The 24,502-nt window shown below is 64.9% G+C and carries 25 protein-coding genes; 12 read left to right on the forward strand and 13 right to left on the reverse strand.

Annotated elements, in window-relative coordinates:
• Positions 1-142: 142 nt before the first annotated feature.
• The 7 genes from hpf to IE071_RS14710 all read left to right on the forward strand — a co-directional run bounded on the left by hpf (position 143) and on the right by IE071_RS14710 (position 6,036).
• A complete protein-coding gene (gene hpf / locus IE071_RS14680) occupies positions 143-466 on the forward strand; it encodes a ribosome hibernation-promoting factor, HPF/YfiA family (RefSeq protein ID WP_189442250.1) in 324 nt (107 codons plus the stop codon).
• 135 nt (positions 467-601) lie between these two features.
• Complete coding sequence (gene hprK / locus IE071_RS14685; RefSeq protein WP_189442252.1) at positions 602-1,552, forward strand: HPr(Ser) kinase/phosphatase; 951 nt, start codon at positions 602-604, stop codon at positions 1,550-1,552.
• A 4-nt stretch (positions 1,553-1,556) separates the two neighbouring features.
• On the forward strand, positions 1,557-2,465 hold the full coding sequence (gene rapZ, locus IE071_RS14690) for an RNase adapter RapZ (RefSeq protein ID WP_189442255.1): 909 nt from the start codon (positions 1,557-1,559) through the stop codon (positions 2,463-2,465).
• A gap of 37 nt (positions 2,466-2,502) precedes the next feature.
• Positions 2,503-2,895: a PTS sugar transporter subunit IIA gene (locus IE071_RS14695; RefSeq protein ID WP_189442256.1), complete on the forward strand. Its 393-nt coding sequence runs from the start codon at positions 2,503-2,505 to the stop codon at positions 2,893-2,895.
• 8 nt (positions 2,896-2,903) lie between these two features.
• Positions 2,904-3,173, forward strand: coding sequence for an HPr family phosphocarrier protein (locus IE071_RS14700; RefSeq protein WP_189442258.1), 270 nt, complete (start codon positions 2,904-2,906; stop codon positions 3,171-3,173).
• Between the two features lie 86 nt (positions 3,174-3,259).
• A complete protein-coding gene (gene ptsP, locus IE071_RS14705) occupies positions 3,260-5,005 on the forward strand; it encodes a phosphoenolpyruvate--protein phosphotransferase (protein WP_189442260.1) in 1,746 nt (581 codons plus the stop codon).
• Positions 5,006-5,232: 227 nt separating this feature from the next.
• Complete coding sequence (locus tag IE071_RS14710) at positions 5,233-6,036, forward strand: hypothetical protein (RefSeq protein WP_229792926.1); 804 nt, start codon at positions 5,233-5,235, stop codon at positions 6,034-6,036.
• Between the two features lie 42 nt (positions 6,037-6,078).
• Here IE071_RS14710 and IE071_RS14715 read toward each other — a convergent pair whose 3' ends face one another.
• A complete protein-coding gene (locus tag IE071_RS14715) occupies positions 6,079-6,990 on the reverse strand; it encodes a LysR family transcriptional regulator (RefSeq protein WP_189442262.1) in 912 nt (303 codons plus the stop codon).
• 99 nt (positions 6,991-7,089) lie between these two features.
• Between IE071_RS14715 and IE071_RS14720 the strand changes: the two genes are divergently transcribed.
• Positions 7,090-8,130: a YeiH family protein gene (locus IE071_RS14720; RefSeq protein ID WP_189442263.1), complete on the forward strand. Its 1,041-nt coding sequence runs from the start codon at positions 7,090-7,092 to the stop codon at positions 8,128-8,130.
• A 60-nt stretch (positions 8,131-8,190) separates the two neighbouring features.
• Here IE071_RS14720 and IE071_RS14725 read toward each other — a convergent pair whose 3' ends face one another.
• The 7 genes from IE071_RS14725 to yoaA all read right to left on the reverse strand — a co-directional run bounded on the left by IE071_RS14725 (position 8,191) and on the right by yoaA (position 14,375).
• Positions 8,191-8,508, reverse strand: coding sequence for an EF-hand domain-containing protein (locus tag IE071_RS14725; protein ID WP_229792927.1), 318 nt, complete (start codon positions 8,506-8,508; stop codon positions 8,191-8,193).
• Between the two features lie 172 nt (positions 8,509-8,680).
• Complete coding sequence (locus IE071_RS14730) at positions 8,681-9,151, reverse strand: hypothetical protein (RefSeq protein WP_189442265.1); 471 nt, start codon at positions 9,149-9,151, stop codon at positions 8,681-8,683.
• Positions 9,152-9,206: 55 nt separating this feature from the next.
• The gene (gene tsaB, locus IE071_RS14735; RefSeq protein WP_189442267.1) at positions 9,207-9,899 is read right to left on the reverse strand and encodes a tRNA (adenosine(37)-N6)-threonylcarbamoyltransferase complex dimerization subunit type 1 TsaB; all 693 of its coding nucleotides are present in this window, start codon (positions 9,897-9,899) and stop codon (positions 9,207-9,209) included.
• Positions 9,896-11,269: a cell envelope integrity protein CreD gene (gene creD, locus IE071_RS14740; RefSeq protein WP_189442269.1), complete on the reverse strand. Its 1,374-nt coding sequence runs from the start codon at positions 11,267-11,269 to the stop codon at positions 9,896-9,898. Before creD ends, tsaB begins: the two co-directional genes overlap by 4 nt.
• Positions 11,270-11,598: 329 nt before the next feature.
• Entirely contained in the window at positions 11,599-12,039 is a 441-nt protein-coding gene (locus IE071_RS14745) for a nuclear transport factor 2 family protein (RefSeq protein ID WP_229792928.1), read from the reverse strand.
• The gene (locus IE071_RS14750) at positions 12,021-12,389 is read right to left on the reverse strand and encodes a VOC family protein (RefSeq protein ID WP_189442271.1); all 369 of its coding nucleotides are present in this window, start codon (positions 12,387-12,389) and stop codon (positions 12,021-12,023) included. The genes IE071_RS14745 and IE071_RS14750 overlap by 19 nt, the downstream gene beginning before the upstream one ends.
• A gap of 3 nt (positions 12,390-12,392) precedes the next feature.
• On the reverse strand, positions 12,393-14,375 hold the full coding sequence (yoaA, locus tag IE071_RS14755) for a DNA repair helicase YoaA (protein ID WP_189442340.1): 1,983 nt from the start codon (positions 14,373-14,375) through the stop codon (positions 12,393-12,395).
• 123 nt (positions 14,376-14,498) lie between these two features.
• Here yoaA and IE071_RS14760 point away from each other — a divergent pair, with 123 nt between their 5' ends.
• The 4 genes from IE071_RS14760 to IE071_RS14775 all read left to right on the forward strand — a co-directional run bounded on the left by IE071_RS14760 (position 14,499) and on the right by IE071_RS14775 (position 16,619).
• Positions 14,499-15,047: a redoxin domain-containing protein gene (locus tag IE071_RS14760; RefSeq protein ID WP_189442273.1), complete on the forward strand. Its 549-nt coding sequence runs from the start codon at positions 14,499-14,501 to the stop codon at positions 15,045-15,047.
• 83 nt (positions 15,048-15,130) lie between these two features.
• On the forward strand, positions 15,131-15,520 hold the full coding sequence (locus IE071_RS14765; protein ID WP_189442274.1) for an MAPEG family protein: 390 nt from the start codon (positions 15,131-15,133) through the stop codon (positions 15,518-15,520).
• A 24-nt stretch (positions 15,521-15,544) separates the two neighbouring features.
• The gene (locus IE071_RS14770; protein WP_189442276.1) at positions 15,545-16,090 is read left to right on the forward strand and encodes a hypothetical protein; all 546 of its coding nucleotides are present in this window, start codon (positions 15,545-15,547) and stop codon (positions 16,088-16,090) included.
• A gap of 79 nt (positions 16,091-16,169) precedes the next feature.
• The gene (locus IE071_RS14775) at positions 16,170-16,619 is read left to right on the forward strand and encodes a GFA family protein (RefSeq protein ID WP_189442278.1); all 450 of its coding nucleotides are present in this window, start codon (positions 16,170-16,172) and stop codon (positions 16,617-16,619) included.
• 71 nt (positions 16,620-16,690) lie between these two features.
• Here the strand turns inward: IE071_RS14775 and IE071_RS14780 are convergent, their stop codons facing one another.
• The 5 genes from IE071_RS14780 to IE071_RS14800 form a co-directional block, all read right to left on the reverse strand.
• Positions 16,691-17,224, reverse strand: a complete 534-nt coding sequence (locus tag IE071_RS14780; protein WP_189442280.1) for a tetratricopeptide repeat protein — start codon at positions 17,222-17,224, stop codon at positions 16,691-16,693.
• Positions 17,225-17,226: 2 nt separating this feature from the next.
• Entirely contained in the window at positions 17,227-19,572 is a 2,346-nt protein-coding gene (gene mrcB / locus IE071_RS14785) for a penicillin-binding protein 1B (RefSeq protein WP_189442281.1), read from the reverse strand.
• A 112-nt stretch (positions 19,573-19,684) separates the two neighbouring features.
• Entirely contained in the window at positions 19,685-20,524 is an 840-nt protein-coding gene (locus tag IE071_RS14790) for an SDR family oxidoreductase (protein WP_189442283.1), read from the reverse strand.
• Between the two features lie 7 nt (positions 20,525-20,531).
• The gene (locus tag IE071_RS14795; protein ID WP_189442285.1) at positions 20,532-22,223 is read right to left on the reverse strand and encodes a tetratricopeptide repeat protein; all 1,692 of its coding nucleotides are present in this window, start codon (positions 22,221-22,223) and stop codon (positions 20,532-20,534) included.
• A gap of 86 nt (positions 22,224-22,309) precedes the next feature.
• Positions 22,310-24,424, reverse strand: coding sequence for a bifunctional (p)ppGpp synthetase/guanosine-3',5'-bis(diphosphate) 3'-pyrophosphohydrolase (locus tag IE071_RS14800; protein ID WP_189442287.1), 2,115 nt, complete (start codon positions 24,422-24,424; stop codon positions 22,310-22,312).
• Positions 24,425-24,502 lie beyond the last annotated feature (78 nt).

The following is a 24,502-nucleotide window of genomic DNA, read 5'->3' on the forward strand; positions in this document are numbered from 1 at the left end:
GCGGAAGATCCACGGGAACTTGGTTATCGCAAAAGCGTTCCCATACCTGTACCGACTGCTTGACGATGTACCGCCGCCACCTCGGCTACGGTACGTTCACCCGCCGCGAAAAGCGGCACTGCACCACCAGAGGAGGCGCCCTATGCAATTCCAACTCAGCGGCCAGCAGATTGAAGTCACCCCGGCCCTGCGCGAACACGCCACCGCCAAGCTCGACCGCCTCACGCGCCTCGATGAAAAACTGCTCAGCCTCGCCATCGTGCTGTCGGTCGACAAGCTCCGACAACGTGCCGAAGGCACGCTCGGCGCGATCGGCGCCACCTTGCATGCCGAAGCCACCGAGGCCGACATGTATGCTTCCATCGACGTGCTGTTCGACAAACTGGTCATCCAGTTGCGCAAGCATCGCGAAAAGGTCAGCGACAAGCACCAGCAGGAAGCGCGCGAAGCGCGTCAATACGGCTGAGTCCGGCTGAGTTGCCACCCACGGCCCGCCCGATCCAGGCGGGCCGTTCTCGTTTCTGAACACGCGCATCCGCCCAAGCTGGCACAATGCCGGTGACACCGCCAAAGCCTACCCGGCGGTGCAAGGGATCGCCGCTTGGACCGTATCAGCGCACGACAACTCTACGATGGCGTCCACGAACGCATGGCCCTGCGCTGGCTCTCCGGCATGCGCGGGGAATCGCGGGTGATCGAACCCGGTGCCGCGCAGTCGCGCCGGCCGTCGCTGATCGGCTACCTCAACGTCATCTACCCGAACAAGATCCAGATCATCGGCACCGAGGAGCTGAACTTCCTCGACGGACTGGATTCGCGCCAACGCTGGGAAGTGATGCACAAGATCGCTGCCTACCAGCCGCTGGCGCTGATCGTGACCAAGGATCAATCGGTGCCCGCCGACCTGCGCGAAGTCGCCGAGGAAACCAACACGCCGCTGTGGATCAGCCCCAAGCGCGGCCACGAACTGCTGACCTACATGCAATACCACCTGGCGCGCATGCTGGCGGCGAAGACGACCCTGCACGGCGTGTTCCTGGAAGTGTTCTCGATCGGCGTGCTGATCACCGGCGAAGCCGGCTCCGGCAAGAGCGAGCTGGCGCTGGAGCTGATCAGCCGCGGCCATCGGCTGGTCGCCGACGATGCCACCGAGTTCACCCTGATCGCGCCGGACGTGATCGACGGCAGCTGCCCCGAACTGCTGCAGGACTTGCTCGAAGTGCGCGGACTGGGTGTGCTCAACGTGCGCGAGATGTTCGGCCACATGTCGGTCAAGACGTCCAAGTACCTGCGCCTGGTGATCCACCTGAAGCCGATGCGCGACGGCGAGGAAACTGACGCACTGACCCGCCTCACCGGCGACATCGGCCATCGCGAGATCTTCGACGTGCCGATGCCGATGATCACCATCCCGGTGGCTCCCGGACGCAACCTGGCCGTGCTGGTCGAAGCTGCGGTGCGCAGTCACGCCCTGAAGAGCAAGGGCATCGATCCGGCACAGACCTTCATTGACCGGCAGGCGCATCAACTGCGCCGGCTGCCTCCATGGTGATTGCATGAGCGACAACAATACTTTCCAGCTCAATCCGCTGACCGATCCGCACGAGATCCACCTGATCGTGCTCACCGGCATGTCCGGTGGTGGCAAGACGGTAGCGTTGCGCGCGCTGGAAGACCTGGAGTTCTACTGCGTCGACAACCTGCCCTCGGTGTTGTTGCCGCAGCTGGTCGATGCCGCCACCAGCGGCGATCGCCGCGGCCGGCCGCGACGCATCGCGGTCGGCGTGGACGTGCGCAACCGCGGCACCGATTTCACGCACATGCCGACCGTGCTGTCGGAGCTGGCGGCCGCCGGCGTACAGGTGCATCTGATTTTTCTGGATTGCCGTGACGAAGTTCTGATCAAGCGCTATTCGGAAACCCGCCGCCGCCATCCACTGGCCCTCCGTGGCGTGTCGCTGGCCGATGCGATCGTCGAGGAACGCAAACTGCTGCGCCCGCTGATGGCGATCGCCGAGAAAGTGATCGATTCCAGCGAGCTCAACGTGCATCAATTGCGCCGGCTGGTCGCCACCGGCTACGCGCAGGCAACCGAAGGGCTGACCTTGATGTTCCAGTCGTTCGCGTTCCGTCGCGGGCTGCCGCTGGACGCGGATTTCGTGTTCGACGCGCGCTGCCTGCCGAATCCGCACTGGCAACCACATCTGCGCCCACTGTCGGGCAAGGACGCAGCGGTGCGCGAGTTCCTCGACGCGGAACCGCTGGTCGGCGAATACTTCACCGACACCGCGCGCTGGCTGGATGCCTGGCTGCCGCGCTTCGAGCAGGACGACCGCAGCTACGTGACGATCTCGATCGGCTGCACCGGCGGCCGGCATCGTTCGGTCTATCTGGTCGAAAAGCTCGCCGCCTACTATCGCGATCGTCGCGAAGGCGTGCTCACCTTCCATCGCGAGCTCGAATGATGAACATGACTCTCGCAAACTCCAGCGGCCGCCGCCCATGAGCGTCGGCGTGCTGCTGATGACCCACGAGGCGGTCGGCAAGGCGCTGATCTCCGCCGCGCATCACGTGATGCCGAAGCTGCCGTTGCAGGTGGCAGCGGTGGAAGTGCCGCCCAGCGCCGACCCGGACGTGATGCGCACGCTCACTGCCCACCACGCGCGCGAACTCGATCAGGGTGACGGCGTACTGATCCTGGCCGACCTTTACGGCGCCACGCCGTGCAATATCGGCCTGTCGCTCAGCGCGCTCGGCGTGCATCTGCGCTGCGTCTCCGGCCTCAACTTGCCGATGCTGCTGCGCGTACTCAACTATGCGGAAAAACCACTGGACGAACTGGCCGAGATCGCGGCCAGCGGTGGCCGCGGAGGAATCTTCATAGATCATGCCTGACCTAAATTATGCTTGAGCAAGAGATTGTCATTTCCAACCGGCTGGGGCTGCACGCCCGCGCCTCGGCCAAACTGGTGCAGCTGGTGCAGGGTTTCAAATCCACGGTGTGGCTGGTCAGCAAGGGTCGCGAAGTCAACGCCCAGAGCATCATGGGCGTGATGATGCTGGCCGCCGGCCTCGGCAGCCCGGTGACCATCCGCGCCGATGGCCCGGACGAGGAAGCCGCACTGACCGCGGTGGTTGCACTGTTCGAGCGCAAGTTCGACGAAGGAGCGTGAATGGGTGACGCGTTGATCAGACTGACAGCAGCGGCAGCCGACGTGTCGCCGGGCGCGCCTGTCTGTCTGCGACCGGAGCGGCATGCATGAGGCACCTGCTCAACGGCACCATTGCAGCCCATGGCATGGCACTGGGCCGCGCCCGGCTGGTACAGCCGAGTCGCTATAGCGTCGACACGCGCCCGCTGGCCGAGGATGAGATCGAGGGCGAGTTGTTGCTGCTGCATCGCGCACTGGATACCGCTCGACAGGAGCTGCGCGAACTGCGCGGCAAGCTGCACGGCGCGCTGGCGCGCGAGGTCAACGAATTCATCGACGCGCACAGCCTGCTGCTGGACGACGCCGAACTGCTGCGCGGGCTGGACGACCTGGTCCGGATCGGCCACTACCGCCCCGGTGCCGCACTGAAGAAACAGCGCGACCGCCTGTCTGCCGTGTTCGAGGCGATGGACGACCCCTACCTGCGCAGCCGCAAGGAAGACGTCGAACAAGTAATCAACCGGGTGATCTCCGCGCTGCAGCGGCAGACCAGCCCGGAGGAACGCAAGCTGGCCGCGCGCGTCGGCGAGATCCTGATCGCCGACTCCATCGCGCCGGGCGACATGGCGCAGCTGGCCGGCAATGGCTTGCTCGGCGTGGTCGCCAGCTCCGGCAGCGCGTATTCGCACAGCGCGATCCTGGCACGCAGTCTCGGCCTGCCGATGCTGGTCGGCACCCGCGATGCGCTGTCGAACATCCACGACGACGACCTGATCCTGCTCGACGCCGAGAAAGGCGAGGCCGTGGTGCACCCGACCGCGCAAGACCTGTCGCGCTATCGCGCCTGGCAACGCGAGGCCGCGATCGAAGGTCGCCGGCTGGCCAAGCTGGCGAACGCACCCACGCGCACCCGCGACGGCATCGAGGTCGGCTTGCTGGCGAATGCCGAGACCGCGGCCGACGTGGCGATGGCGCGTGCCCGCGGCGCCGACGGCGTCGGCCTGTACCGCACCGAATTCCTGTTCCTCAAGCACAAGGGCCTGCCGTCCGAAGACGAGCAGTTCATCGCCTATCGCGACCTGGTGATGGGCATGGGCGGCCTGCCGGTGACCATCCGCACGCTGGACCTGGGCGCCGACAAGGCCGATGCCGCCGGGCTGTCGCTGCGCGGCGAGGACAACCCCGCGCTCGGCGTGCGCGGCGTGCGCCTGTCGCTGCGCTACCCGGCGGTGTTCACCACCCAGATCCGCGCGATCCTGCGCGCCGCCTGCTACGGCCCGGTACGCGTGCTGGTGCCGATGGTGACCCAGCCGGATGAGCTCATTGCGGTGCGCACGCTGTTCAAGCTGGCACGGCAGGACCTGAAGCGCGAGAACATCGACCTGCCGGAGAAGCTGCCGCTGGGCGCGATGATCGAGGTGCCGGCGGCGGCGATCAACGTGCGCGCGCTGCTTGAATACTCCGACTTCCTCGCTATCGGTACCAACGACCTGGCCCAGTACGTACTCGCCGCCGACCGCGGCAACGACGCGCTGGAAAACATCTACAACCCGTTGCAACCAGCATTGCTGCGGTTGCTCTCGCACGTGATCAGTGCCGGCCGGCGCGCGAAGAAACCAGTCAGCCTGTGTGGCGAGATCGCCGGCGACGTGAACTTCACTGCCCTGCTGCTGATGCTCGGCCTGCACGAATTCAGCATGCACCCGAGTCAGATCCTGCACGTGCGCGACCGCCTCGCCACGCTCGACCATGCCGACCTGCGCCGGCATGCCGCGCAGTTGATGCGTGCGCATACCCACGAACAAGCCGAAGCACTGTTGAACCGGATCGTGGGCGCGTCGGCACCAGGCTGAAGTCTCCGGCCCCGGCACAGGGCAAAGCCACCTCGCGACCCACCGGCAACACGGCGGCTCAGCCACCTCCAATTGTCACGAATTATTTCGCTGCGCTTTACATATCCCGGCGCATTGTCAGCGGTCAGGGGAAAGCAGTGGCGTGCCCGTTCAGACCGCCCGGGACTTCAGCACGACAACTCCGTATATCTCATGAAACCGATCAACGGCTATGGGGAGTGTCAACCATGAAAAAGCTACTTTTCGCTGGACTGCTGGGAGGTTTGCTGGGGGTATGCCTGATACCCTCGCTCGCCATGGCGCAGAGCGCCTTCGACGGTACCTGGAAGATCGATCTGCATCGGGTGCAGATGCCGAAGAAGCCGGACGTCATCCTGCTGCAGAACGACATGTACCAATGCAAGACCTGCGCTCCGGCGATCAACGTCAAGGCCGACGGTGAGGATCAGAGCGTCACCGGCCATCCGTATTTCGACATGATCGCGATCAAGGTCGTCGACGATCACACGGTTCGGGAAACCGCGAAGAAAGCCGGCAAGGTCGTCTCGACCTCGACCACCACGGTCGCCGCCGACGGCAAGACCGCCAGCTTCGAGTTCACCGACAGCAGCAACAGCAACGCCGAACCGGTGACCGGCAATGGCACCATGACGCGAGTGGAGAAAGGCCCGGCCGGATCGCATGCCATTTCCGGCTCCTGGCGGACGACGACGGTCAACAACGTCTCCGACAACGGACTGACGATGACCTATAAAGTGGAGGGGGACAGCCTCCACATGAGCAGCCCGACCGGGCAGTCCTACAGCGCGAAGATGGATGGCACCGATGCGCCGTACATGGGCGACCCGGGAACCACCAGCGTCTCGGTGAAACAGCTCGGCAAGAACATGCTGCAGGAAACCGACAAGCGCGACGGCAAGGTGATCAGCGTCGCGAAAATGACCGTCGCGGCAGACGGCAAGAGCATGACCATCACGGTCGAGGACAAGCTGCACGGCTCAAGCTCGTCGTTCGTGGCGATGAAGAATTAGTCCTGACGCGCAGGCCATGGATGGCCTGCCCCGACAGCCGGCTCAGCGACGGCGGCTGCCGGGCTGGGCGTTGTCAAGATCGGTGCCTTCCAGGAACGCATCCAGCAAGGCACCGCGGTATTTCTGCCGATGCAGCAGCAGCGAAAGCTTGCGGCGCAGGTCGAGGAATGGTGTCTTCAATGCCTTCAATCGTCCGGTCGCCAACGCGTCGGTGACCGCCACCGCCGGCAGGCAGGCGATGCCGAGGCCGGCCACCACGGCCTGCTTGATCGCCTCGATCTGGTCGAGCTCGAGCACGGTTTCGCCAGGCGGCAGTTGCGCCAGCACACGCTCGCTGGTCGCACGCGTGGCCGAGCCGGGCTCGCGCAGGACCCAGCGTGCGCCGGCAAAGTCGGCGGGCTTCAAGCCGCGCTTGCGCGCCAATGGATGCTCCGGCGGCGCGCACACCACCAGCAAGTCGTCGCGCCACGGTCGCACTTCCAGCAGGGGATGCGTCACTGGCCCTTCGACGCAGCCGATATCCAGGCTGTGGTCGAGCATGCCGGCGGCAATCGCTTCGGTATTCGCCACGCGCAGGCGGATCGCCACCTGCGGATGCGCGCGCACGAACGCGCCGAGCAGTTCGCCGACGCGGTAATTGCCGACCGTGTTGCTGGCGCCGATGCGCAACTCGCCGCTCAGCGTCGCACCGTCTTCGCTGCCGCGTCGACCGAACTCGGCGTGCCGCTCCAGCAGCTCTTGCGCCAGCGGCAACAGCTCGCGGCCGCGCGCATTCAGATGCAGACGGCCGCGCTCGCGTGCGAACACCGGCGCATCCAGCTGCCGCTCCATTTCCGCCAGCGCCATGCTGGCGGCCGGCTGGGTCAGGTGCAGCCGTTCGGCAGCAGCGCGCACACTGCCGTGCAGCGCAATCTGCACGAACACATCGAGCTGGCGCGGACTGATATTGATCATCAGCCGATCTTATCAGCTTGCCTTATACATCCGATCATATTTTCCAAGTTTTACTGATTGATGCGCGAGCGGACAATGGCGCATTGCCGGAGCCCATGCATGACCGCATCGTCCATCGCCACCCTCATTCGCCCCACGCTGCGCGACAGCGCCCCCGGCCTGCTACTTGCCGTGGGCATCGGCCTGCTCGCACTGCTGCTGGGGCGCTGGGCGCCTCTGATCGGTGGGCCGGTGATCGGCATCGTGCTGGGCATCGTCGTGCGCAACCTGCTGTCGCCGGGCGCACGCTACACGCCGGGCATCGCGTTCGCCGGCAAGAAGGTGCTGCAGTGGTCGATCATCGCGCTGGGCTTCGGGCTCAGCTTGAATCAAGTAGCCAAGACCGGCCTCGAATCGCTGTCGGTGACCCTGGTGACGATGACCGTAGCCTTCCTCACCGCGTGGCTGCTCGGCCGCTGGCTCGGCGTGCACGACAAGCTGAAGATCCTGATCGGCGTCGGCACCGCGATCTGTGGCGGCTCGGCGATCGCCGCGGTGACGCCAATCATCCGCCCGGACGATCACGACACTGCGTTCGCGATCTCCACCATCTTTTTGTTCAACCTGGTTGCGGTGCTGCTGTTCCCGTTGCTTGGCCACCTGATGCATCTGAGCGACCTGGGCTTCGGCTTATGGGCCGGTACCGCGATCAACGACACCTCGTCAGTGGTCGCCGCCGGCTACAGCTTCAGCAAGGCCGCCGGCGACTACGCCACCATCGTCAAGCTGACCCGCGCCACCCTGATCATTCCGGTCTGCCTGGTGCTGGCCTTCGTCGTCGCCGCGCGCGAGAAGCGCAAGCATGCACAAGCCGGCAGCGTCGGCCACTTCAGCCTCGCCAGCATCTTCCCGTGGTTCATCCTGTGGTTCCTGGTCGCCTCGGCACTACGCACCGTCGGCCTGATTCCGCTGGCCATCCAGCCGGCCATCCACACCCTGGCCGAGTTCCTGATCATCGTCGCGCTCACCGCGATCGGGCTGTCCGCGAACCTGCGCAAGATGGCCGCCAGCGGCGCACGGCCGATCCTGCTGGGGCTTGGGGTGTGGATTGCCGTGTCAGTCAGCAGCTTGCTGGTGCAGCTGGTGATCGGGCAGCTTTAGCAGGGAGTGGAGAGGAGTGAGAAAGAGTGGATTGCCCGACTCGTTTCTCGTTCCTCACCTTCACTTGCCACTTGAAGCCGATGCCGGCTGGCCGTGCATCAGCAAGTGCCGGATATAGGCGTGCACGTCGTCCTTCGACACCAAGCCACGCTTGGACGTATCGATGGCATCGAAGTTTTTGGCGATGAACGGAACATGTCCGGCTTCCGCCTCATCCTTGCTGAGCAGACCGTCGTGGCTCCTGTCGGCAGCGTCGAAATTCCTGTCCAGTCTGTCGACGCTGTCGGCAATATTGCCGAGTCCGTTCTGTGCGGAGGCCAACAACGGCGCACTCATGCAGGCGCCAAACACAAGCAGGATGAGCATCGTACGAAACATGGCAATCTCCTGTGGGCAAGACCGGCAGCAGCATATCGCATGCTAGTGATCTCCCACACTCACAACCACTCAAGCCCTGCCTTGCTCCACCAACGTCAACGCCACCTTGTCACGCAGATACACCGGTAGCGCCAACCACCAAGAGCGTAAGTCGGCAACGACTAATCAATCGCTATAACATTCGATCAGGCACGACGGCGCCTGTGTCGTATACACGAAGACTTACAACCGTACCTGCATGCAGGAATCTGCCTGAATCCACTCGGATGCTGAGAACGCGACCATCCGGCAGCGCTACCTCCGAAGCGAATACAGTTCCGTAGTGCCGACCAGACCAGATAGCTGAGCTGCTTCGTACTGTGCCTGTAACCAGGTGGTAGGGACCGGTTGCTCGTGGTGCCGTAAACGCCCAGTACATCTTCATCGCAAACAGCGGTACCAGTGCGATTAAAAACCACGCATGGTATGGGTGGCGTGCCGCATAAGACTGCTGCTCGATGGAAGACTGATTGAAATGAAGCGAAGTTTCCCGGTCGACTTCTTGATCAATCGGTTTGGCGGATTCCTTTTCGCGAGATTCGGCCTCCAGATCCTGCAGCTGCTTGTCTGCCTGGCTGAAAAGTTCATCCAGATCCTTGTTCATTTGAAGTCCCCCGACCGCTTCAACACCCGCTCTTCGGTTTCGAGCGCTTCACAGCTCAAGCCCTGCCCTGCTCCACCAACGTCAACGCCACCTTGTCGCGCAGATACACCGGCAGTGCCAGATCCGGCGCTTGCACATGGCCGGCCTTGAACTCGCGCAGCGCCAGCTCGGCGACGTGCGTGGCTTGCGGATAACGCAGGCCATCGGCGGAATGCAGGGTCCCGGTGAGGCGCTGGCTCAGCACGGCGGCATAGGTGGCCCAACCGCTGCCGACTACCTGCCAGGCATCGGCTTCGGGCAACTGCAGCGACTCGGCGGTGCAGATGCGTTCGTCGTCCAGCGCGATCAGGCCACCGTTGTCGTCACGGCGGTAGCAGGCCGCGTAGATCTCGCCCATGCGCGCGTCGATCACGGCGAGGATCGTGGCGCCCTCTTCCTCCGGCGCCTCCAGCGCCAGTGCAGCCAGCGAAGAGATGGTGATCACCGGCAGATCCAGTGCCAGCGCCATGCCCTGCGCCAACGACACCCCGAGGCGCACGCCGGTGAACGCGCCAGGACCGCGGCCTACCGCGATCGCGTCCAGCGCTTGCCGACCGATACCGGCTTCGGCCAGCAGCGCATCGGCCATCGGCAACACCAGCTCGGTGTGCCGGCGCGGCGCGATCTCGCTGCGCGCGATCAGTTCGTCGCCGTGGATCAGGGCAACGGAGCAGGCTTCGGTGGCGGTTTCGATCGCGAGCAAGTTCATGATCGCTCCATGATAGCGGCTGGCGGCGCCGGCGGCTCGGTCGAGGTCGGCCCCGTGGTCGTCGGTACATACGCATACCAGTCGATGCGGCGGGTCAGATACATCATCAGCGCCACCATCACCAGCAGCACCAGCGCGCCGATCAGCAACGCGTACTGCTCGGCCGCAATCAGTCCGTACAGCATCGCGTAGATCAGCCCCAGCACGCCGCCCAGCAGCAGGCCGGCACGCCGCGCGTGCAGCACCGCCGTCGCGTAACCGCCCACGATCAGGGCTACCGCAGCCGCGGCCAGCGCATAGGCCGGACCGAAACCGATCTGCTCGGACAGCGCCAGCAACACCACATAGAACGTGGCCAGCGCCGCACCGACCAGCAAGTATTGCACCGGATGCACACGCAACCGCTTGAGGATCTCGAACAGGAAGAACGCCACGAAGGTCATCGCGATGAACAGCAAGCCGTATTTGCCCGCGCGCACGTTGCGCTGGTACACGTCGACCGGCTGGTACAACTGCACGCCGAAGGTGGATGCCTGCAGCGCCTTGTCCATGCCGTCGCCAGCATCGGTCCAGTGCTGGCCATAGTTGCGGTTGAGATCGAGCATGTGCCAGTGCGCGCTGAAACCCTTGGCATCGATCGCTTGCTCCAGCGGCAGCGCCGCACCGATGAAACTCGGATCGCGCCACGGTGCACGCATCGTCACATCGGTGCTGCGCGCCAGCGGCAGCAGCTGCAGTGATTCGGTACCGGCCAGCTTGAGCGTGATCTCGACGTCGATCGGCTGATCGGCCAGCGCATCCAGGTCGATCGGCACCACCACGTTCGACCACGGACCGACATGATTGGCCGACGAATCGAAGCGTGCCGGCTTGCCGTTGATGCGCAGCTCGCTCACCTCCTGCAGCCCGCGCAGATCGCCGATCGGCAGCCGCAACTCGGCCTTGCTGCCCTGCCACTGTGCATTGCTGGCACGGCGGAACTGGGCCAGGTCCTCGACCCGGAACTGCGTGTCGAGCTTCACCGTGGAAACGAAGACCGGTGCGGTGTAGATGCCGTAGCTGCGTGTCTGCACGTCCAGTACCGCATCCATTTTCAACGTATCCGCCAGCATGCTTTCGCTGCCAGCACGCGTTTGCGGCGGTTGGTTCTCCGCCACCGCCACCTGGCTCAGCGTCGGCACCGTCAGCACCGGGCCACCCAGCACCTGCTGGCCGCCCCAGCCCTGCGCGATCTGCGCAATCGCCATCTCGCGCAGTTGCTGCCGCTCGCTCACCAGCCCGCTCACCTGCATCAGCGGTATCGTCATCAGCAACGCCAGCACGCCGATGCCGAGCACCTTGGCCGTCACCGTCTGTGTCCATGCATTCATCGGATCGCACTCCCTTGGATGGAGTGTGGATCACAACAGCCGCCGCGGCGGTGACGCGGGCAATCCGGGGCGAGCAGCGGGCCATCAGATGGCACTGGCGTGTCCGTGTTGGTGACAGCTCCTGTCGCCGCGGGAAACTCCATGCGTCCCGCACGGTCGCCTTGTATCAGGCGATCATCGTTTGCCGAGACTGCCCCACCGCCATCCATCCAGCCGAAGGTCAGGTGGCTCCATGCACACGATCGCTCCTGGACTGCAACTTCGATATCAAGCATGCCATGGCGATCTTCCGATCGAAATCGGACTCCCGATAATCATCACATCGCGTTTCAAGGCATTCCTGCCAACGTTCCCTGATGAAACATGATCTTCCACTCGCCACTATCGAGCCGCCAGATCGTGCTGCGCCGGCTCAGCCGTTCACCCTGCTCCAAGGTGTAAGTGAGCAGATAGGTATCTGGCCCGAGTTCGCGGCAGTGGAAGTCGCGGGTGATCCAGCTGCGTTCGTCGGGATCGGGTGCGCGCTGTTCGAGTACGTCGAGCACGTGCGCACGGCCGTAACGGTTGCCGGAGGCGCCGATTTCCCAGAAGTCGTCGGCGGTCATGCGTTCGAAGTCGGCGCGGGTGCTGCCGAACTCGGGGCGATGGAAGATCGGCTCGCGCCGGCGCAGCTCGTCGAGTACGCCGGCCAGTTCGGGCGCGGTCGTGAGGTCGGGTTCCATTGCGGCCATCATCGCCTCCGGCGACAGGATCAGGCTGGCGGCTGCCACAGTTCGATGCGTGTACCTTCCGGATCGACGATCCAGCCGAAGTGGCCGAATTCGCTCTTGTCGACGCGCTCGTCCACTTCGACACCATCGGCACGCAGCTGCGCCAGCAACGCATCGAGATCATCGACGCGGAAGTTGAGCATGTACGGCTGCGCACCGGCGCCGAAGTAGGTGGTGTCGGCGGCGAACGGCGACCACAGCGTGTAGCCGGGGCGCTGCTCGTCTTCTTTGAAGCGCACGCCGCCCCATTTCTCCGCGACGAGGCCGAGGTGCTTCGCATACCACGCCGACAGTGCGGCCGGGTCGCGTGACTTGAAGAAGATGCCGCCAAGTCCGGTCACTTTTGCCATCGTTCAATCCTCGCTGAGATTAGCCACATCTACCCCGACTCTGTCGGGGGAAAGGTAATTCATGAAGAATGCTCGCACATCCGCCAGCTCGCGCGTGCGCGGCATCGGTGGCAGGCTGGCCAGGAACAGCTTGCCGTAACCCTTCGTAGTCAGCCGCGGATCGCACAGCACCAGCACGCCGCGGTCGTGCACGTCGCGGATCAGCCGGCCGGCGCCCTGCTTCAGCGCGATCACCGCGCTAGGCACCTGCCAACCCATGAACGGGTTGATACCGGATTGTTCGAGTGCTTCCAGCCTTGCCATCAGCACAGGATCGTCCGGTGCGGCGAAAGGTAGCTTGTCGATCACCACTACACTGAGCGCCTCACCGACCACGTCGACGCCTTCCCAGAAACTCGCCGCACCGAGCAGCACACCGTGGCCGCTGGCGCGGAATTCCTCCAGCAGGCGTGGCCGCGGTGCGGTGCCCTGCACGAACAGCGGCCACGGCACCTTGTCCTGCAGCAGCTCGGCGGCGCGGCGCAATGCGCGATGTGAGGTGAACAGCAGAAACGCGCGACCGTTCGAGGCGTGCAGCACCGGCAACACCGTCTCGATCACCTGCTCGGTGTAATCACGCGCGTTCGGATCGGTCAGGCCGGACGGCAGATAGCACAGCGCCTGCCGCGCATAGTCGAACGGACTTTCCAGGCTCAGCGTCTGCGGATCGTCCAGACCGAGCTGGCGCGCGAAGTGCTCGAAGTTGCCGGCGACCGACAACGTAGCCGAGGTGTGAATCCACGCCGCATGGGTGCGCTCACGCAGGCTGCGCATCGGCACGGCCAGATCCAGCGGCGTGGCGTACAGCGCAAAACCGCGCGGAAAGGTTTCGTACCAGCGCACGTCACGATCGCCGTGCGACTCGACGATGCGATCCAGCCGCTCGGTGAACAGGTCGGCGCGTTCGTGCAAGTTGGTGAAACCACGCGAACGCTCGGCCTGCGAGGCGAGCAGCTCGGCCAGCGTGGCGAGCAGTTCGCGCAGATCATGCAGCGACTCGCGCACGCCGGCGCGATCTTCCAGTTGCTGGAATGCGCCGCGCGACGGCAAGGCATCCATCGCCAGCCGCAGCTTGCGCAATGCATCCTGCAGCGCTTCCACCGGCTCCAGCAGCAGGCCGATCGCGCCGGTAATGCCATTGCATTCGGTCAGTGCGTCCTGCGCCAGTTCAGTCAACTGGCGCGCACTGATGCTTTGCGAAAAGAACTGGCCGGCCAGCTCAGGAATCTGGTGCGCCTCGTCCAGGATGAAGGCCGCTGCACCCGGCAGGATCTCGCCGAAACCTTCCTGCTTCAGCGCGAGGTCGGCAAACAGCAGATGGTGATTGACCACCACCACGTCCGCCTCCATCGCTTCGCGGCGCGCCTTCACCACATGGCAGTCGTCGAAGAACGGGCACTCCACGCCGAGGCAGTTTTCCGGCGTGGAGGTGACGCGTGGCCACAGCGGCGATTCCTCCGGCACCTCGGCCAGCTCCATCCGGTCGCCGCGGCGTGTACGTGCCGACCACGCGCGGATCGTCGCCAGCTGCGCGGCCTGCGTGCGTTCGTAGGTGGCGCCCTCACGCACGGTCTGGTCGAGTCGGTACAGGCAAAGATAATTCGCACGCCCTTTAAGCAACGCCGTCTTCAGCCGCGCGCCCAGCACCGAACGCACCTTGGGCAGGTCGCGGAAATACAGCTGGTCCTGCAGTGTCTTGGTGCCAGTGGAGATGATCACCCGCTCGCCTGACAGCAGTGCTGGTACCAGGTAGGCGAAGGTCTTGCCGGTGCCGGTGCCGGCTTCGGCAATCAGCGTGTCGCGCCCGGCGATCGCGTGCTGCACCGCGCGCGCCATCGCCTGCTGCGCCAGCCGCGGTGCGAAGTTCGGCAGCTCGCGCGCGAACGGGCCATCGGCACCGAGCAGGGCGCCGATGTCGTCGGACTCGGTGTCATCGAGGTCGGTCATCCGCCAAGTATGGCCGAGCGGATCGGTATGGCAAACCAACTCGCTCACCCGGCCACGGGAACCTTGCGCAGCGGCATCGCATCCACTGGCAGCGTTCCATCCGTCCATCGAAGGGGAATCGATATGAGACTACTTGCACCTGCACTGGCACCCGCACTCGATCTGGTCGACATCCACGGCCAGCCGATCGTGATCGGCCACAGCGGCCGCCTCACCCTGCTCTCGTTCTTTCGCGATGCCGCCTGCCCGTTCTGCAATTTCAGGATCTACGAACTGACCAACCGGCACGCGGAACTGTCAGCGCTGGGGTTGGAGATCGTCGCCGTATTCAGCGCGTCGCAAGCAGAGGTTCTGCGCTTCGCCGGACATCGTCCACGCCCCTTTCCGCTCGCCGCCGATCCCACCTCGACCGCGCACGAGATCTACGGCATCGAGCGCTCGCTGTGGCGCAAGCTGAAGGCGATCGTGTCGCGCGTGCCGACCCTGCTCAAGGGCATGCGTCTGGTCGGCCTGGCCGGTTTGAACACCAGCAACCTGATGCCCGCCGATTTCCTGATCGACGAACGCGGCCGCATCGTCGAGGCTTACTACGGTGACGATGCCGGCGATCGCATCCCGATCGAGCGGGTCGAGCAGTTCCTCAGCCGTCGCCAGTACCGACACGCGGCATAAGCTCCGGTTCCCGCACAACGCCGCCACTGGCACGCGTGCCGGCAAAGGTTCACCATGCCGGCACCATCACGGGGGAACGCATCATGACGACCGAACTGAGCATGTTGTGCTGGAGTGTTGTGCTGGGGCTGCTGCAGATCGCGATCGCCGCGACTTTTTCTGTCAGCCAGCGCGGACTGGGCTGGGCGGCAGGAGCCCGCGACGCGGTGCTGCCACCGCTCACCGGCATCGGTGGCCGGTTCGATCGCGCCCGCGCCAACTTCCTGGAAACCTTCCCGCTGTTCCTCGCCGTCGTGCTGATCACCCATCTGCTGCAACGTCACGACAGCATGACCGTGCTCGGCGCGCAGCTCTATTTCTGGAGTCGGTTGATCTACGTGCCGCTATACGCCGCCGGTATTGCCTACGTGCGCACGCTGGCCTGGGCTGTGAGCATCGTCGGCATCGTGCTGTTGCTGACGGCGTTGTTCTGAAACAATCCGCTGGAATTAGTCGCCATGACCCACAGTCTCGACTTTGTTGGTCTCAACAAGAAGCTATTCCTCCTACGCCATCTGATCGCAGGCAACAAAGAATTCTCCCGGCGCGAACAGCAATACCAAGGCACCCAAGCCGAACCATCTGAGGGATGGGATCAGCATGCCGCGCGATTGCAATACATGGTCAGTAATGACCTGATTGAGATTGCGGCGAAGTTTCGTGTGATGCAGGACACAGCTTCCATACAACTTTCGTCGGCTTCTCTGCGTGAACTAGATCATTCTTGCTTGGGAAAAAGGAGCATTGGAACTGTTCTATCGGGTGATGTTGAGCTAACTCTTCGTGAGTCTTGTAACAAGATCATCCACGCAAGCAAGTTCCAGCTCATATTTCAGAATGCCCGCAGTGCCGTACCTCGTCATCTTTATTCTTACTGGAACGGCATTTGTCAGTTCTCAGGATCACAAGGCAAGAACAACTGGAGAATCGCATTGGATGTCTATAGATGGGCTGACGCAATGGACTGTTTCTTGGAGGAACTCGCGGGCAATGTTGACTCGTGACACAGATGGCGCCTAACGATTTACAAAAACGAACCGCTGCGCCGCCGCTTAACTCCAGCGTCAGACCTCAGGTGTAACGATGCCGCGCTTGAATAATGCATTTGCGTTTCGCGGCGGCTGTCACTGCGGCCAGCTTCGCGTGGACTTCTCAACCGCGCTGGACCCGGCAAGCATCACTCCCCGAGCCTGCGACTGTTCGTTCTGTCAAAAGCACGGTGCCGCCTACATTTCAGATCCGGCCGGGCAACTGTCCGTCACCATGCAGAGCGCAGATGCGTTGCGTCGGTATCGCCAGGGATCAAATACGGCTGAATTCCTGCTCTGCGATCGATGCGGCGTGCTGGTTGCCGTCGTCTTTGAACACAACGCGCGCATTTACGGCGCTGTCAACGCTCGATCCCTGGATGGGGCCACTGGCTTTGGGGCTGCAATCCCGGCTTCGCCGCAGTTGCTGGCGCCTGGCGAAAAGGTCGAACGATGGTCGCAACTGTGGGTTCCAGATGTTGAGCTGGTCACATCCGATCGTTAACGCAGGCTTGCCGGAAGAGCACCACTAACTGCAGTTAGCTGGCCCAGCAAGATGGCCCTGGCAACACCGACTCAGTAACGCGAAACGCCACCCTTGTGGCACTCCTGCACACCCTTCCGCGCGGTGTCTGCGCCGCCGGCATCGCCAGCCTGCAGGCGCATCTCGACGATGGTCTGCCAGTTGCGTGCGCACAGCGGGCCGAGCTTGGGACCGAGCGACCATGATTGGTGGGCAAGTCGTTCCGCCGTGGCGAAGTCCTTCAGGCGGATCGCAACTTCGGCGCGATCCTGCAGCATGTCGGGTGAGTCGGGCCTGAGTTTGAGCGCCTGGTCGAGCTTGCCTGCCGCATCCGCATAGCGACCGGCCTGCTCGTCGTTCTTTGCCATGTCCTGCAAGGCAGCGACGCCGGGATCGCGCAGTGGGTTGACGTCGATGACGGATTTTTCGCGATCACCGGCGGCGCGGATCGCGCCGATCATGTCGCGGTCTGGCGCTACAGTCGGCTTGACCGTTGTCGGCGTCGACTCGAACAGGCTGCAGCCACCAAGCAATGTGACAGCCAGCAGGAAGGGCAGTACGGACAGGCGCTTGAACGAAGACAACATGGTCAGTTCCGGATCGGAGTATCGGTGGTGGCAGGTGCGACGCTGCCGGCGGATGCAGGATGATCGCCGCCGCCGAACAGGTTTTGCACACCTTGCCAGAAGCAGCCTTCGGTATCGCTCGACAAGGTGCCGGCGACGACCGGGAACTGGCGAGCGCCTTCGCACTGCGACTCGGTGCGCTTGCCGTCGCTCGGATTGATCCAGGCCATCTCCAGTCCGTCGCCCGGTGCGGCGGACAACGGCTGGGTGGGCAGCTTGGCGAACAGGTCGCGCCAGGCACGCAGCGCGCCGGTGGCGCCGAACAGGCCGGTCGACTTGTTGTCGTCACGACCCATCCAGAACACCGCCAGATGCTCGCCCGTGAAGCCAGCGAACCAGCTGTCGCGGGTGTCGTTGCTGGTACCGGTCTTGCCGGCGGCATGCAGCCATGACAGCCCGGAATTGCCGATCGAGCTGGCGGTGCCGTACAGCGCCACCTGCTGCATCGCCCAGGTGGTCAGGCGCACGGCGTCCTGGTATTCGCCATTGCCACCTTGCACCTGATAGCGCTTGATGGTGCGGCCGTTGCCGTCGACCACGCCGCGCACGGCGACCAGCGGCAAGGCATGACCGTCGGCGGCGATGTATTGATACAGCTGTGCCAGCTGCAGCGGCGCCAGGTCGATCGCGCCGATCAGCAGCGACGGACTCGGATTGACGTCGGTGAGGCCGAACGATTCCAGGAACGACTTGATCCGCGGCAAGCCCACTTCGAGACCGAGATGGATGGTGGCGAGGTTCCACGACTTCGCCAGCGCATCGACCATCGGCATCTGGCCGTGGCTCTGGTTGTCGTCGTTCTGCGGCGTCCACATGCTGCCGTTCGGCTGGCGCATGTTGATCGGGCTGTCGTCGAGCAGGCTGGACAGGTTCCAGCGCTCGGGCTGGGTCAACGCCACCAGATAGACGAATGGCTTGATCGTCGAGCCGATCGGCCGGCGCGCATCGAGCGCGCGATTGAAGCCCTGGTCGCCGGGAATCTTGCTGCCGACTACGGCCAGCACGCTGCCGGTCTGCGCGTTGGTCACCACCGCTGCCGCCTGCAGCGGATCGGCGCGCTTGCCGAGACTCTTCATGGTCTCGGCGATTGCCTGCTCGGTGTACAGCTGCGCGGCCGGATCGAGTGTGGTGAATACCGACAGATTGCCCTGGCTCAGCGTCTCGTCGTCGAAGTCGGCGGTGATCTGGGTGCGCACCAGCTGCATGAAGGCGGGGAAGCGGTTGTGCGGCAACTGGCCGTTACTGACGATATCCAGCGGCGCGGCCTGCGCCGCGTTGAGCTGCGCCGCGCTGAGCAGGCCGGTGCTGGCGAACTCCTGCAACACCAGGTTGCGTCGAGTCAGCGCGCGCTCCGGCGAACGGCGTGGATCGTAATAGCTCGGTCCCTTCACCATGCCGACCAGCAGCGCGATCTCCTGCGGGCGAAGATCTTCCAGCCGGCGTCCGAAGTAGAACTCGGACGCCGCCGCAAAACCGTGCACCGCCTGGCCGCCCTGCTGGCCAAGGAAAACGTCATTGACGTAGGCCTCGAGAATCCGCCCCTTGTCGTAATGCGCCTCCAGCAGCAGCGACATCAGCGCTTCGTTGATCTTGCGCGTGAAGTTCTGGTCGCGACTGAGGAACAGGTTGCGCACCAGCTGCTGGGTCAGCGTGGAACCGCCCTGCACGGTATGCCCGGCACGCAGGTTGGCAAACGCGGCACGCATGATCGCGCTGAAGTCGATGCCGATGTGATGCTTGAAATCGCGGTCCTCGACCGCCTGCAGACCGTTCAGCAGCAGCGGTGGCACGTCGGCCAGATGCACGAAGCGGCGCTCTTCCTGGCTGGCGCCGTACAGTGTGGCGATGCGCGCCGGATCCAGATGCGCAAGCGCCAGCTTCTTGTCGCTGGCGGCATCCTGCACCGACTGTACGGTGCCCTTGCCGAGAGTTACGCGAATGCGCTTCGGCAACTCGCCGCCATCAGGGCCGGCGTAGCCGCGCGAGGTGATCGTGTAGCGCGAGCCCTGCTTCACCCAGCTGCCGGCGACCTGGCCGTGGCCGTCGTTGCTGTAACCGGCGAAGGTCAGTTCCAGCTCCAGCGCGGCCGGGGTCATCGGCATGTCGGCGGCCAGCGGCAGCGGGCGCGCGTAGACCCGGGTCGGCACGGCGAACACCAGATCGTTGAAGCGATCCTGCACGCGCTTGTTCAGCACCAGCGTGTACGGCAGCACGAAGCCGAACAACAGGCCCATGCCGATCCAGAACGGGATGCGCAGCCACGGCCAGCAGCGGCGCGCGAGCGAACAAAGGCGATTCAAAAAGTCCAACGCGGGGGAATCCGGCAATCAAGTGGTTCGATCATAGGGCCTGCTACCCGGCGGGCATATGAACGCGGCGGCCGGTTTGGTGGCGAATTGCAGGCAATGTGGCGGGTTGCGGCTACGGCGGCGAGACCCACATCGAAGCTTCCGGCCGGAATGGCCGTGGGCGAATCCCGAGTAGCCGCTGCAATTCGTCGTTGTCGGCGATCAGGTCGCTGTCCAGCCGGCTCAACGGCCCGCGCAACGGTGGCAGCGCGTGCTGACCCAGCCGCAGCAGCCACGTCGGCAGCGGCAGCGGCACGGTGGCCTGCGGCAGGCTACGGCGCACGCGCGCAAACATCTCGCCAGCCGGCAGACGCTCGCCGCCGCCGATCGGCAGAATCCGGCCGGATGTCGCCGGGCAATCCAGCACCGCCATGACAATCTGCGCAACATCGTCCGCGTGCACCGGCTGGCGCAGGCCGCGGCCGGCGGGTAACGGGAACAGGCGCATGCGCAGTGCACGGCGGGCGATCGGGGTCAGGCTCTTGTCGAGTCCGGCGCCGTAAACCAGGGTCGGCCGCAGTACCGTCCAGGCACAACCGTGGCGGGCACACGCCGCGGCGAGCGCGGTTTCGCCGTCGCGCAACTGGCGCGAAATCTCGCGTTCGGCCGGCACGCTGGAGTCGTGTTTGGTCTCGGCACTCATCGAACTGGTGGCGATCACCCGTGGCGCGTCGGTCAAACGGGTCTGCGCCAGCCAGTCGGCCAACTCCTGCAAGGGACCGAAACTGATGATCGCCGACAATGGCGGCAAGGCCGGTACGTCGGCGGGCAGCGCGCCCTGCAGCCAGCTCACTCCGGCCTGCGCCGGCCGCGGATACCGGCTCAATGCCAACACCGGCTCGCCACTGGCCAACAGGCGTGGCAACAGGAAGTGGCCGATCTGGCTGCTGCCGCCAAACACCAGTACCGTCATGCAGCGCTCACCGGTTGCCCTGCAGGCGCGCGGTCAGATCGAGGACGCGCGGATGATTCGGTGCCAGCTTGCGGGCGTGCTCCAGCGACTGGCCGGCGTCGATCTGGTCACCACGCGCGAGCTGCTGCTCGGCCTGATCGAGCCAGGCGCTGGCCAGCCGATCGCTCAACGCACTCTGCGCCGCATCGCCCGGCGCCAGCTCGGCCAGGTTCGCCAGCATGTCGTCGGCCTGCTTCAGTTTGCCGGCGGCGAGTGCCTGGTTGAACTGCTGCTCGACCTGGCCAGGCAAGGCCTGCAGACCATGCATGGCTGCGTCGTTGTTGCCGTCGATCGCCAGCGCGCTGCGATACAGGTCGTACGCGCTGTCGCCGGGCGGCATCATGATGTCGCCGTTCTTCGTGGCCGCCTGCGCGCGCTGCACCAGTCGCGCCACCGCCGCGCTCTGCTGCGGCGACAGCGCCGCCGGTGCGGGTGGTGCTTCGCTGTCGTCTGCCGCCGCAGCCGTCGCCGGCTGTGATGTCGCACTGCCCAGACGTGCACGTGCGGCGGCAAGATCGGCCGACTTCGGCGCCAACTCCGTCGCCTGATCGAGCAGCTTCGTCGCCTGTGCGGCGTCGCCGGCATCGATCGCGGCATTCGCCTGCACCGTCATCGCCTGCGCCACCTTGCCAAGGCCGGCCCTGGCCTGCGCATTGTCCGGATCGAGCTTGAGTGCAGCCTGGAAATAAGCCAGCGCGGTGTCGTCACCTGTGCCGCCGATGCGACCGGCGCGCAAGGCATCCTGACCCTGCTTGAGGGTCGCATCCAGTGCGCTGTTGTCCTGCTTGCGGGTCTGCGCCTGCAGCGCACGCAGCGCCGGCAGCGCACCGTTGTTCGGCTGCAACGCGGCGAGTTGTTCGATGCTGGCGTTGGCCGCGTCGGTGTCCTTCGCATCGAGTGCCTTGCGCGCCTGCACTGCCAGTGCGTAACCGACCTGATCGAGTCCGTGTGCCGCCACCGCATTGCCGGGATCGCTGCGCAACACGCGCTGGTACAGCGCACCGGCACCATCGGCGCCATCCAGCTTGCCGGCGGCCAATGCCTGCTGGGCCTGGTCGACCAGGTCCACCGTCTGCACCTGCGACGCGTGGGCGCTGCTGATCGCATGATCCAACCGATCGATATCGCTGCCGCCGCCGAGCAGTTCACGGGCAATCGCTGCCTGCTGGGTGGCCTGATCGAGATGACCGGCCTGCAGCGCGGCGTCGGCCTGCGCCAGTTCGGCCTGACCCACCTGGCGCAAGCCATCGTGTGCGCGCTCGTTGTCCGGCTCCAGCGCGATCGCGGCCTGGAACAGTTCGCGCGCACTGGTACCGTCCTGGCCGTCCAGACGGCCATCCTGCAAGGCCTGCTGTGCCTGCGTCAGCACCGTGTTGAGGTCGGTACGCGGCAGCATGTCGCGCAAGCGGTTCTGGTTAAGCCAGAGTGCACCAACCACCGCGATTACCAGCAACAGCAACAGCGGAACCAGCCAGTTGCGCCGACGGCTTCGGCGCGTCGGCACGGCCGTCCTCCCATGCGGACGGCGCGGCTCGACCGACACTTGCGGCAGACCGTCGGTGGATGACGCGCGCGGCGCATCCAGACGATCGAGATCCCCCAGGGTGGGCTCGGTGCGCGTGGGTGGATGTGCGTCGTGCTGGTCTCGGCGTCCGCTCATGATCCGTGGCTGTGCAGGTTGTCGCTGCAGCTTAACATCGGGCCACTAGCCGCTATCCCGCCAACGCGCGGGCATTGCGGGGGCATTCAGCCGACGCCGACCCGGCGTACGTCGATCACATTCGGCAATGCCAGCAGTTTGCCGAGCAGGGTCGACAGTTGTTCGAAATCGCGCACGCGCAGGGTGAAGCGCATCTCCACTTCGCCGGTATGTGCGAACAGCCGGCTGGAGGAGGCGATGATGTGCGTGCCGGCGTTGCTGACGACGCTGGTGACGTCCTTCTGCAAGCCCTTGCGATCGTAGCCACGCAGTTCGATGTCGACCTCGTAAGCCTGGCTGGCGGCGCTGCCCCAGTTCACCTCGATCACTCGATCCGGATCGCGCCGCGCCAACCGCGCCAGGCTGCCGCAATCGGCGCGATGCACCGACACGCCGCGACCCTTGGTGATGAAGCCGCGCACGGAGTCGCCGGGCAGCGGCTGGCAACAGCGTGCCAACGTGGTCAGCAGGTTGCCGATGCCCTCGATGCTGAGTGCGCTGCGATCGAGCGTGACCGGTCGTGCCGTCACCGGCGGCGGCGGTGCCGGCGGTTGCGCAGCTTCCTGCACCACGCGGGCGATCTGGCCGGGCGTGATCTCGCCCAGCGCCAGCGCGATCAGCAACTCGTCGTGGGTCTGCAGGTGGAAATGCGCGGGCAGCTTGCTCACGTCCGCGCCCGACAGCGCCAACCGCTTCAGTTCGCGCTCGAACATGCTGCGGCCAACCGCAAGATTCGCGTCGTGCGCGATCCGGCGGAACCACGCGCGCACCTTGTCTTTCGCCCGCGAGGTGGTGAGGTAACCGTGGTGCGGCGAAAGCCAGTCGCGACTGGGCTCGCCGATCTTGGTGGTGAGGATTTCCACCCGATCGCCACTTTGCGGCTGGAACGTCAGCGGCACGATGCGGCCGTTGACCTTGGCGCCGCGGCAACGATGGCCGACCTCGGTATGCACCAAGTAGGCAAAATCCAGCACGGTCGAACCACGCGCCAGATCGAACACCTCGCCCTTGGGCGTCAGCAGGTAGACGCGATCTTCCAGCAGTTCGGTATGCAGCTCGGCGGCCAGCGCACTGTCGTCGCCGCGCGGCTCCAGCAGCTTGCGCATCCAGGCGATCTTCGCCTCGAATTCGGCATCGCTGCTGCCGCCTTCCTTGTAACGCCAGTGCGCAGCCACACCCAGTTCGTTCGCGCGATGCATCTCGTGGGTGCGGATCTGCACTTCGAGCGTCTTGCCTTCCGGTCCCAGCACGGCGGTATGCAATGACTGGTAGCCGTTCGCCTTGGGCCGCGCGATGTAGTCGTCGAATTCGCCCGGCAGATGCGGCCAACGCGCATGTACCACGCCCAGCGCGGCGTAGCAGTCGGTGATGTTGTCGACCAGCACGCGCACCGCGCGGATGTCGTACATGTCGGAGAAGTCCAGCGACTTGCGCTGCATCTTCTTCCAGATCGAATAGATGTGCTTGGGCCGCCCGGCCAGCTCGGCATGGATGCCGGCGGCGGCGAGCGAGCGCTGCAATTCGTCCAGCGACTCGCGGATGAAACTCTCGCGGTCGCTGCGCCGCTCGTCGAGCAGCTTGGCGATGCGGCGGTAGGTGTCCAGCTGCAGGAAGCGGAACGCCAGATCCTCCAGCTCCCATTTCAACTGCCAGATGCCGAGCCGGTTCGCCAGCGGTGCATGGATGTCGCGGGTCAGCCGTGCCAGCGCTGCCGCCTGCTCTGCCGGCAGCGACGCCGCCGCACGCATCCGCGCCAGCTGTCGCGCCAGCAGCACGAACACCACACGCAAATCGCGCACGATCGCCAGCAGCAGGCGACGCAAACCTTCGGCCGCGCCCTCCGGCGCTCGCTGCGCATGCAGTGCCCACACTTGCTCGGCCGCCTGCTGGCCGCCGACCAGCCGCTGCAGTTCCGCCGGCAGCTTCGCGGCGTGGGTCTTCCACAATGCTGGGGCGATCCGCGCCAGCTCGAACCACAAGGCCGCCGCCTGGGTCTGCGCATCGCAACCGAGCATGCCGAGCAGATCCAGCACGTCGGCGCATTCGGCCTCGGGAACGGGATGCGCCGCGCAGGCCTGCAACGCCTCGGCCAGCACCGGCGGCAACGTGCCGGCGCGATCGCGCCAGGGCTGCAGGCTGGTGGATGTGACGGGCGGAGCCATGCGAAGGAATGTCCGGTTACGGACGTCCATAGTAGCCGCAGTGCCTGCGTTTTCCTCAGTAATTCGCCTAGTGCCCGC

Source organism: Rhodanobacter panaciterrae (genome assembly GCF_014651895.1).
In the GTDB taxonomy this organism is placed as follows: domain Bacteria; phylum Pseudomonadota; class Gammaproteobacteria; order Xanthomonadales; family Rhodanobacteraceae; genus Rhodanobacter; species Rhodanobacter panaciterrae.

Coding starts and splice junctions, on each gene's coding strand:
- hpf (WP_189442250.1), top strand. CDS start 143: ATGCAATTCCAACTCAGCGGCCAGCAGATTGAAGTCACCCCGGCCCTG.
- rapZ (WP_189442255.1), top strand. CDS start 1,557: ATGAGCGACAACAATACTTTCCAGCTCAATCCGCTGACCGATCCGCAC.
- IE071_RS14695 (WP_189442256.1), top strand. CDS start 2,503: ATGAGCGTCGGCGTGCTGCTGATGACCCACGAGGCGGTCGGCAAGGCG.
- IE071_RS14700 (WP_189442258.1), top strand. CDS start 2,904: ATGCTTGAGCAAGAGATTGTCATTTCCAACCGGCTGGGGCTGCACGCC.
- ptsP (WP_189442260.1), top strand. CDS start 3,260: ATGAGGCACCTGCTCAACGGCACCATTGCAGCCCATGGCATGGCACTG.
- IE071_RS14710 (WP_229792926.1), top strand. CDS start 5,233: ATGAAAAAGCTACTTTTCGCTGGACTGCTGGGAGGTTTGCTGGGGGTA.
- IE071_RS14715 (WP_189442262.1), bottom strand. CDS start 6,990: ATGATCAATATCAGTCCGCGCCAGCTCGATGTGTTCGTGCAGATTGCG.
- IE071_RS14720 (WP_189442263.1), top strand. CDS start 7,090: ATGACCGCATCGTCCATCGCCACCCTCATTCGCCCCACGCTGCGCGAC.
- IE071_RS14725 (WP_229792927.1), bottom strand. CDS start 8,508: ATGTTTCGTACGATGCTCATCCTGCTTGTGTTTGGCGCCTGCATGAGT.
- IE071_RS14730 (WP_189442265.1), bottom strand. CDS start 9,151: ATGAACAAGGATCTGGATGAACTTTTCAGCCAGGCAGACAAGCAGCTG.
- tsaB (WP_189442267.1), bottom strand. CDS start 9,899: ATGAACTTGCTCGCGATCGAAACCGCCACCGAAGCCTGCTCCGTTGCC.
- creD (WP_189442269.1), bottom strand. CDS start 11,269: ATGAATGCATGGACACAGACGGTGACGGCCAAGGTGCTCGGCATCGGC.
- IE071_RS14750 (WP_189442271.1), bottom strand. CDS start 12,389: ATGGCAAAAGTGACCGGACTTGGCGGCATCTTCTTCAAGTCACGCGAC.
- yoaA (WP_189442340.1), bottom strand. CDS start 14,375: ATGACCGACCTCGATGACACCGAGTCCGACGACATCGGCGCCCTGCTC.
- IE071_RS14760 (WP_189442273.1), top strand. CDS start 14,499: ATGAGACTACTTGCACCTGCACTGGCACCCGCACTCGATCTGGTCGAC.
- IE071_RS14765 (WP_189442274.1), top strand. CDS start 15,131: ATGACGACCGAACTGAGCATGTTGTGCTGGAGTGTTGTGCTGGGGCTG.
- IE071_RS14770 (WP_189442276.1), top strand. CDS start 15,545: ATGACCCACAGTCTCGACTTTGTTGGTCTCAACAAGAAGCTATTCCTC.
- IE071_RS14775 (WP_189442278.1), top strand. CDS start 16,170: ATGCCGCGCTTGAATAATGCATTTGCGTTTCGCGGCGGCTGTCACTGC.
- IE071_RS14780 (WP_189442280.1), bottom strand. CDS start 17,224: ATGTTGTCTTCGTTCAAGCGCCTGTCCGTACTGCCCTTCCTGCTGGCT.
- IE071_RS14790 (WP_189442283.1), bottom strand. CDS start 20,524: ATGACGGTACTGGTGTTTGGCGGCAGCAGCCAGATCGGCCACTTCCTG.
- IE071_RS14795 (WP_189442285.1), bottom strand. CDS start 22,223: ATGAGCGGACGCCGAGACCAGCACGACGCACATCCACCCACGCGCACC.
- IE071_RS14800 (WP_189442287.1), bottom strand. CDS start 24,424: ATGGCTCCGCCCGTCACATCCACCAGCCTGCAGCCCTGGCGCGATCGC.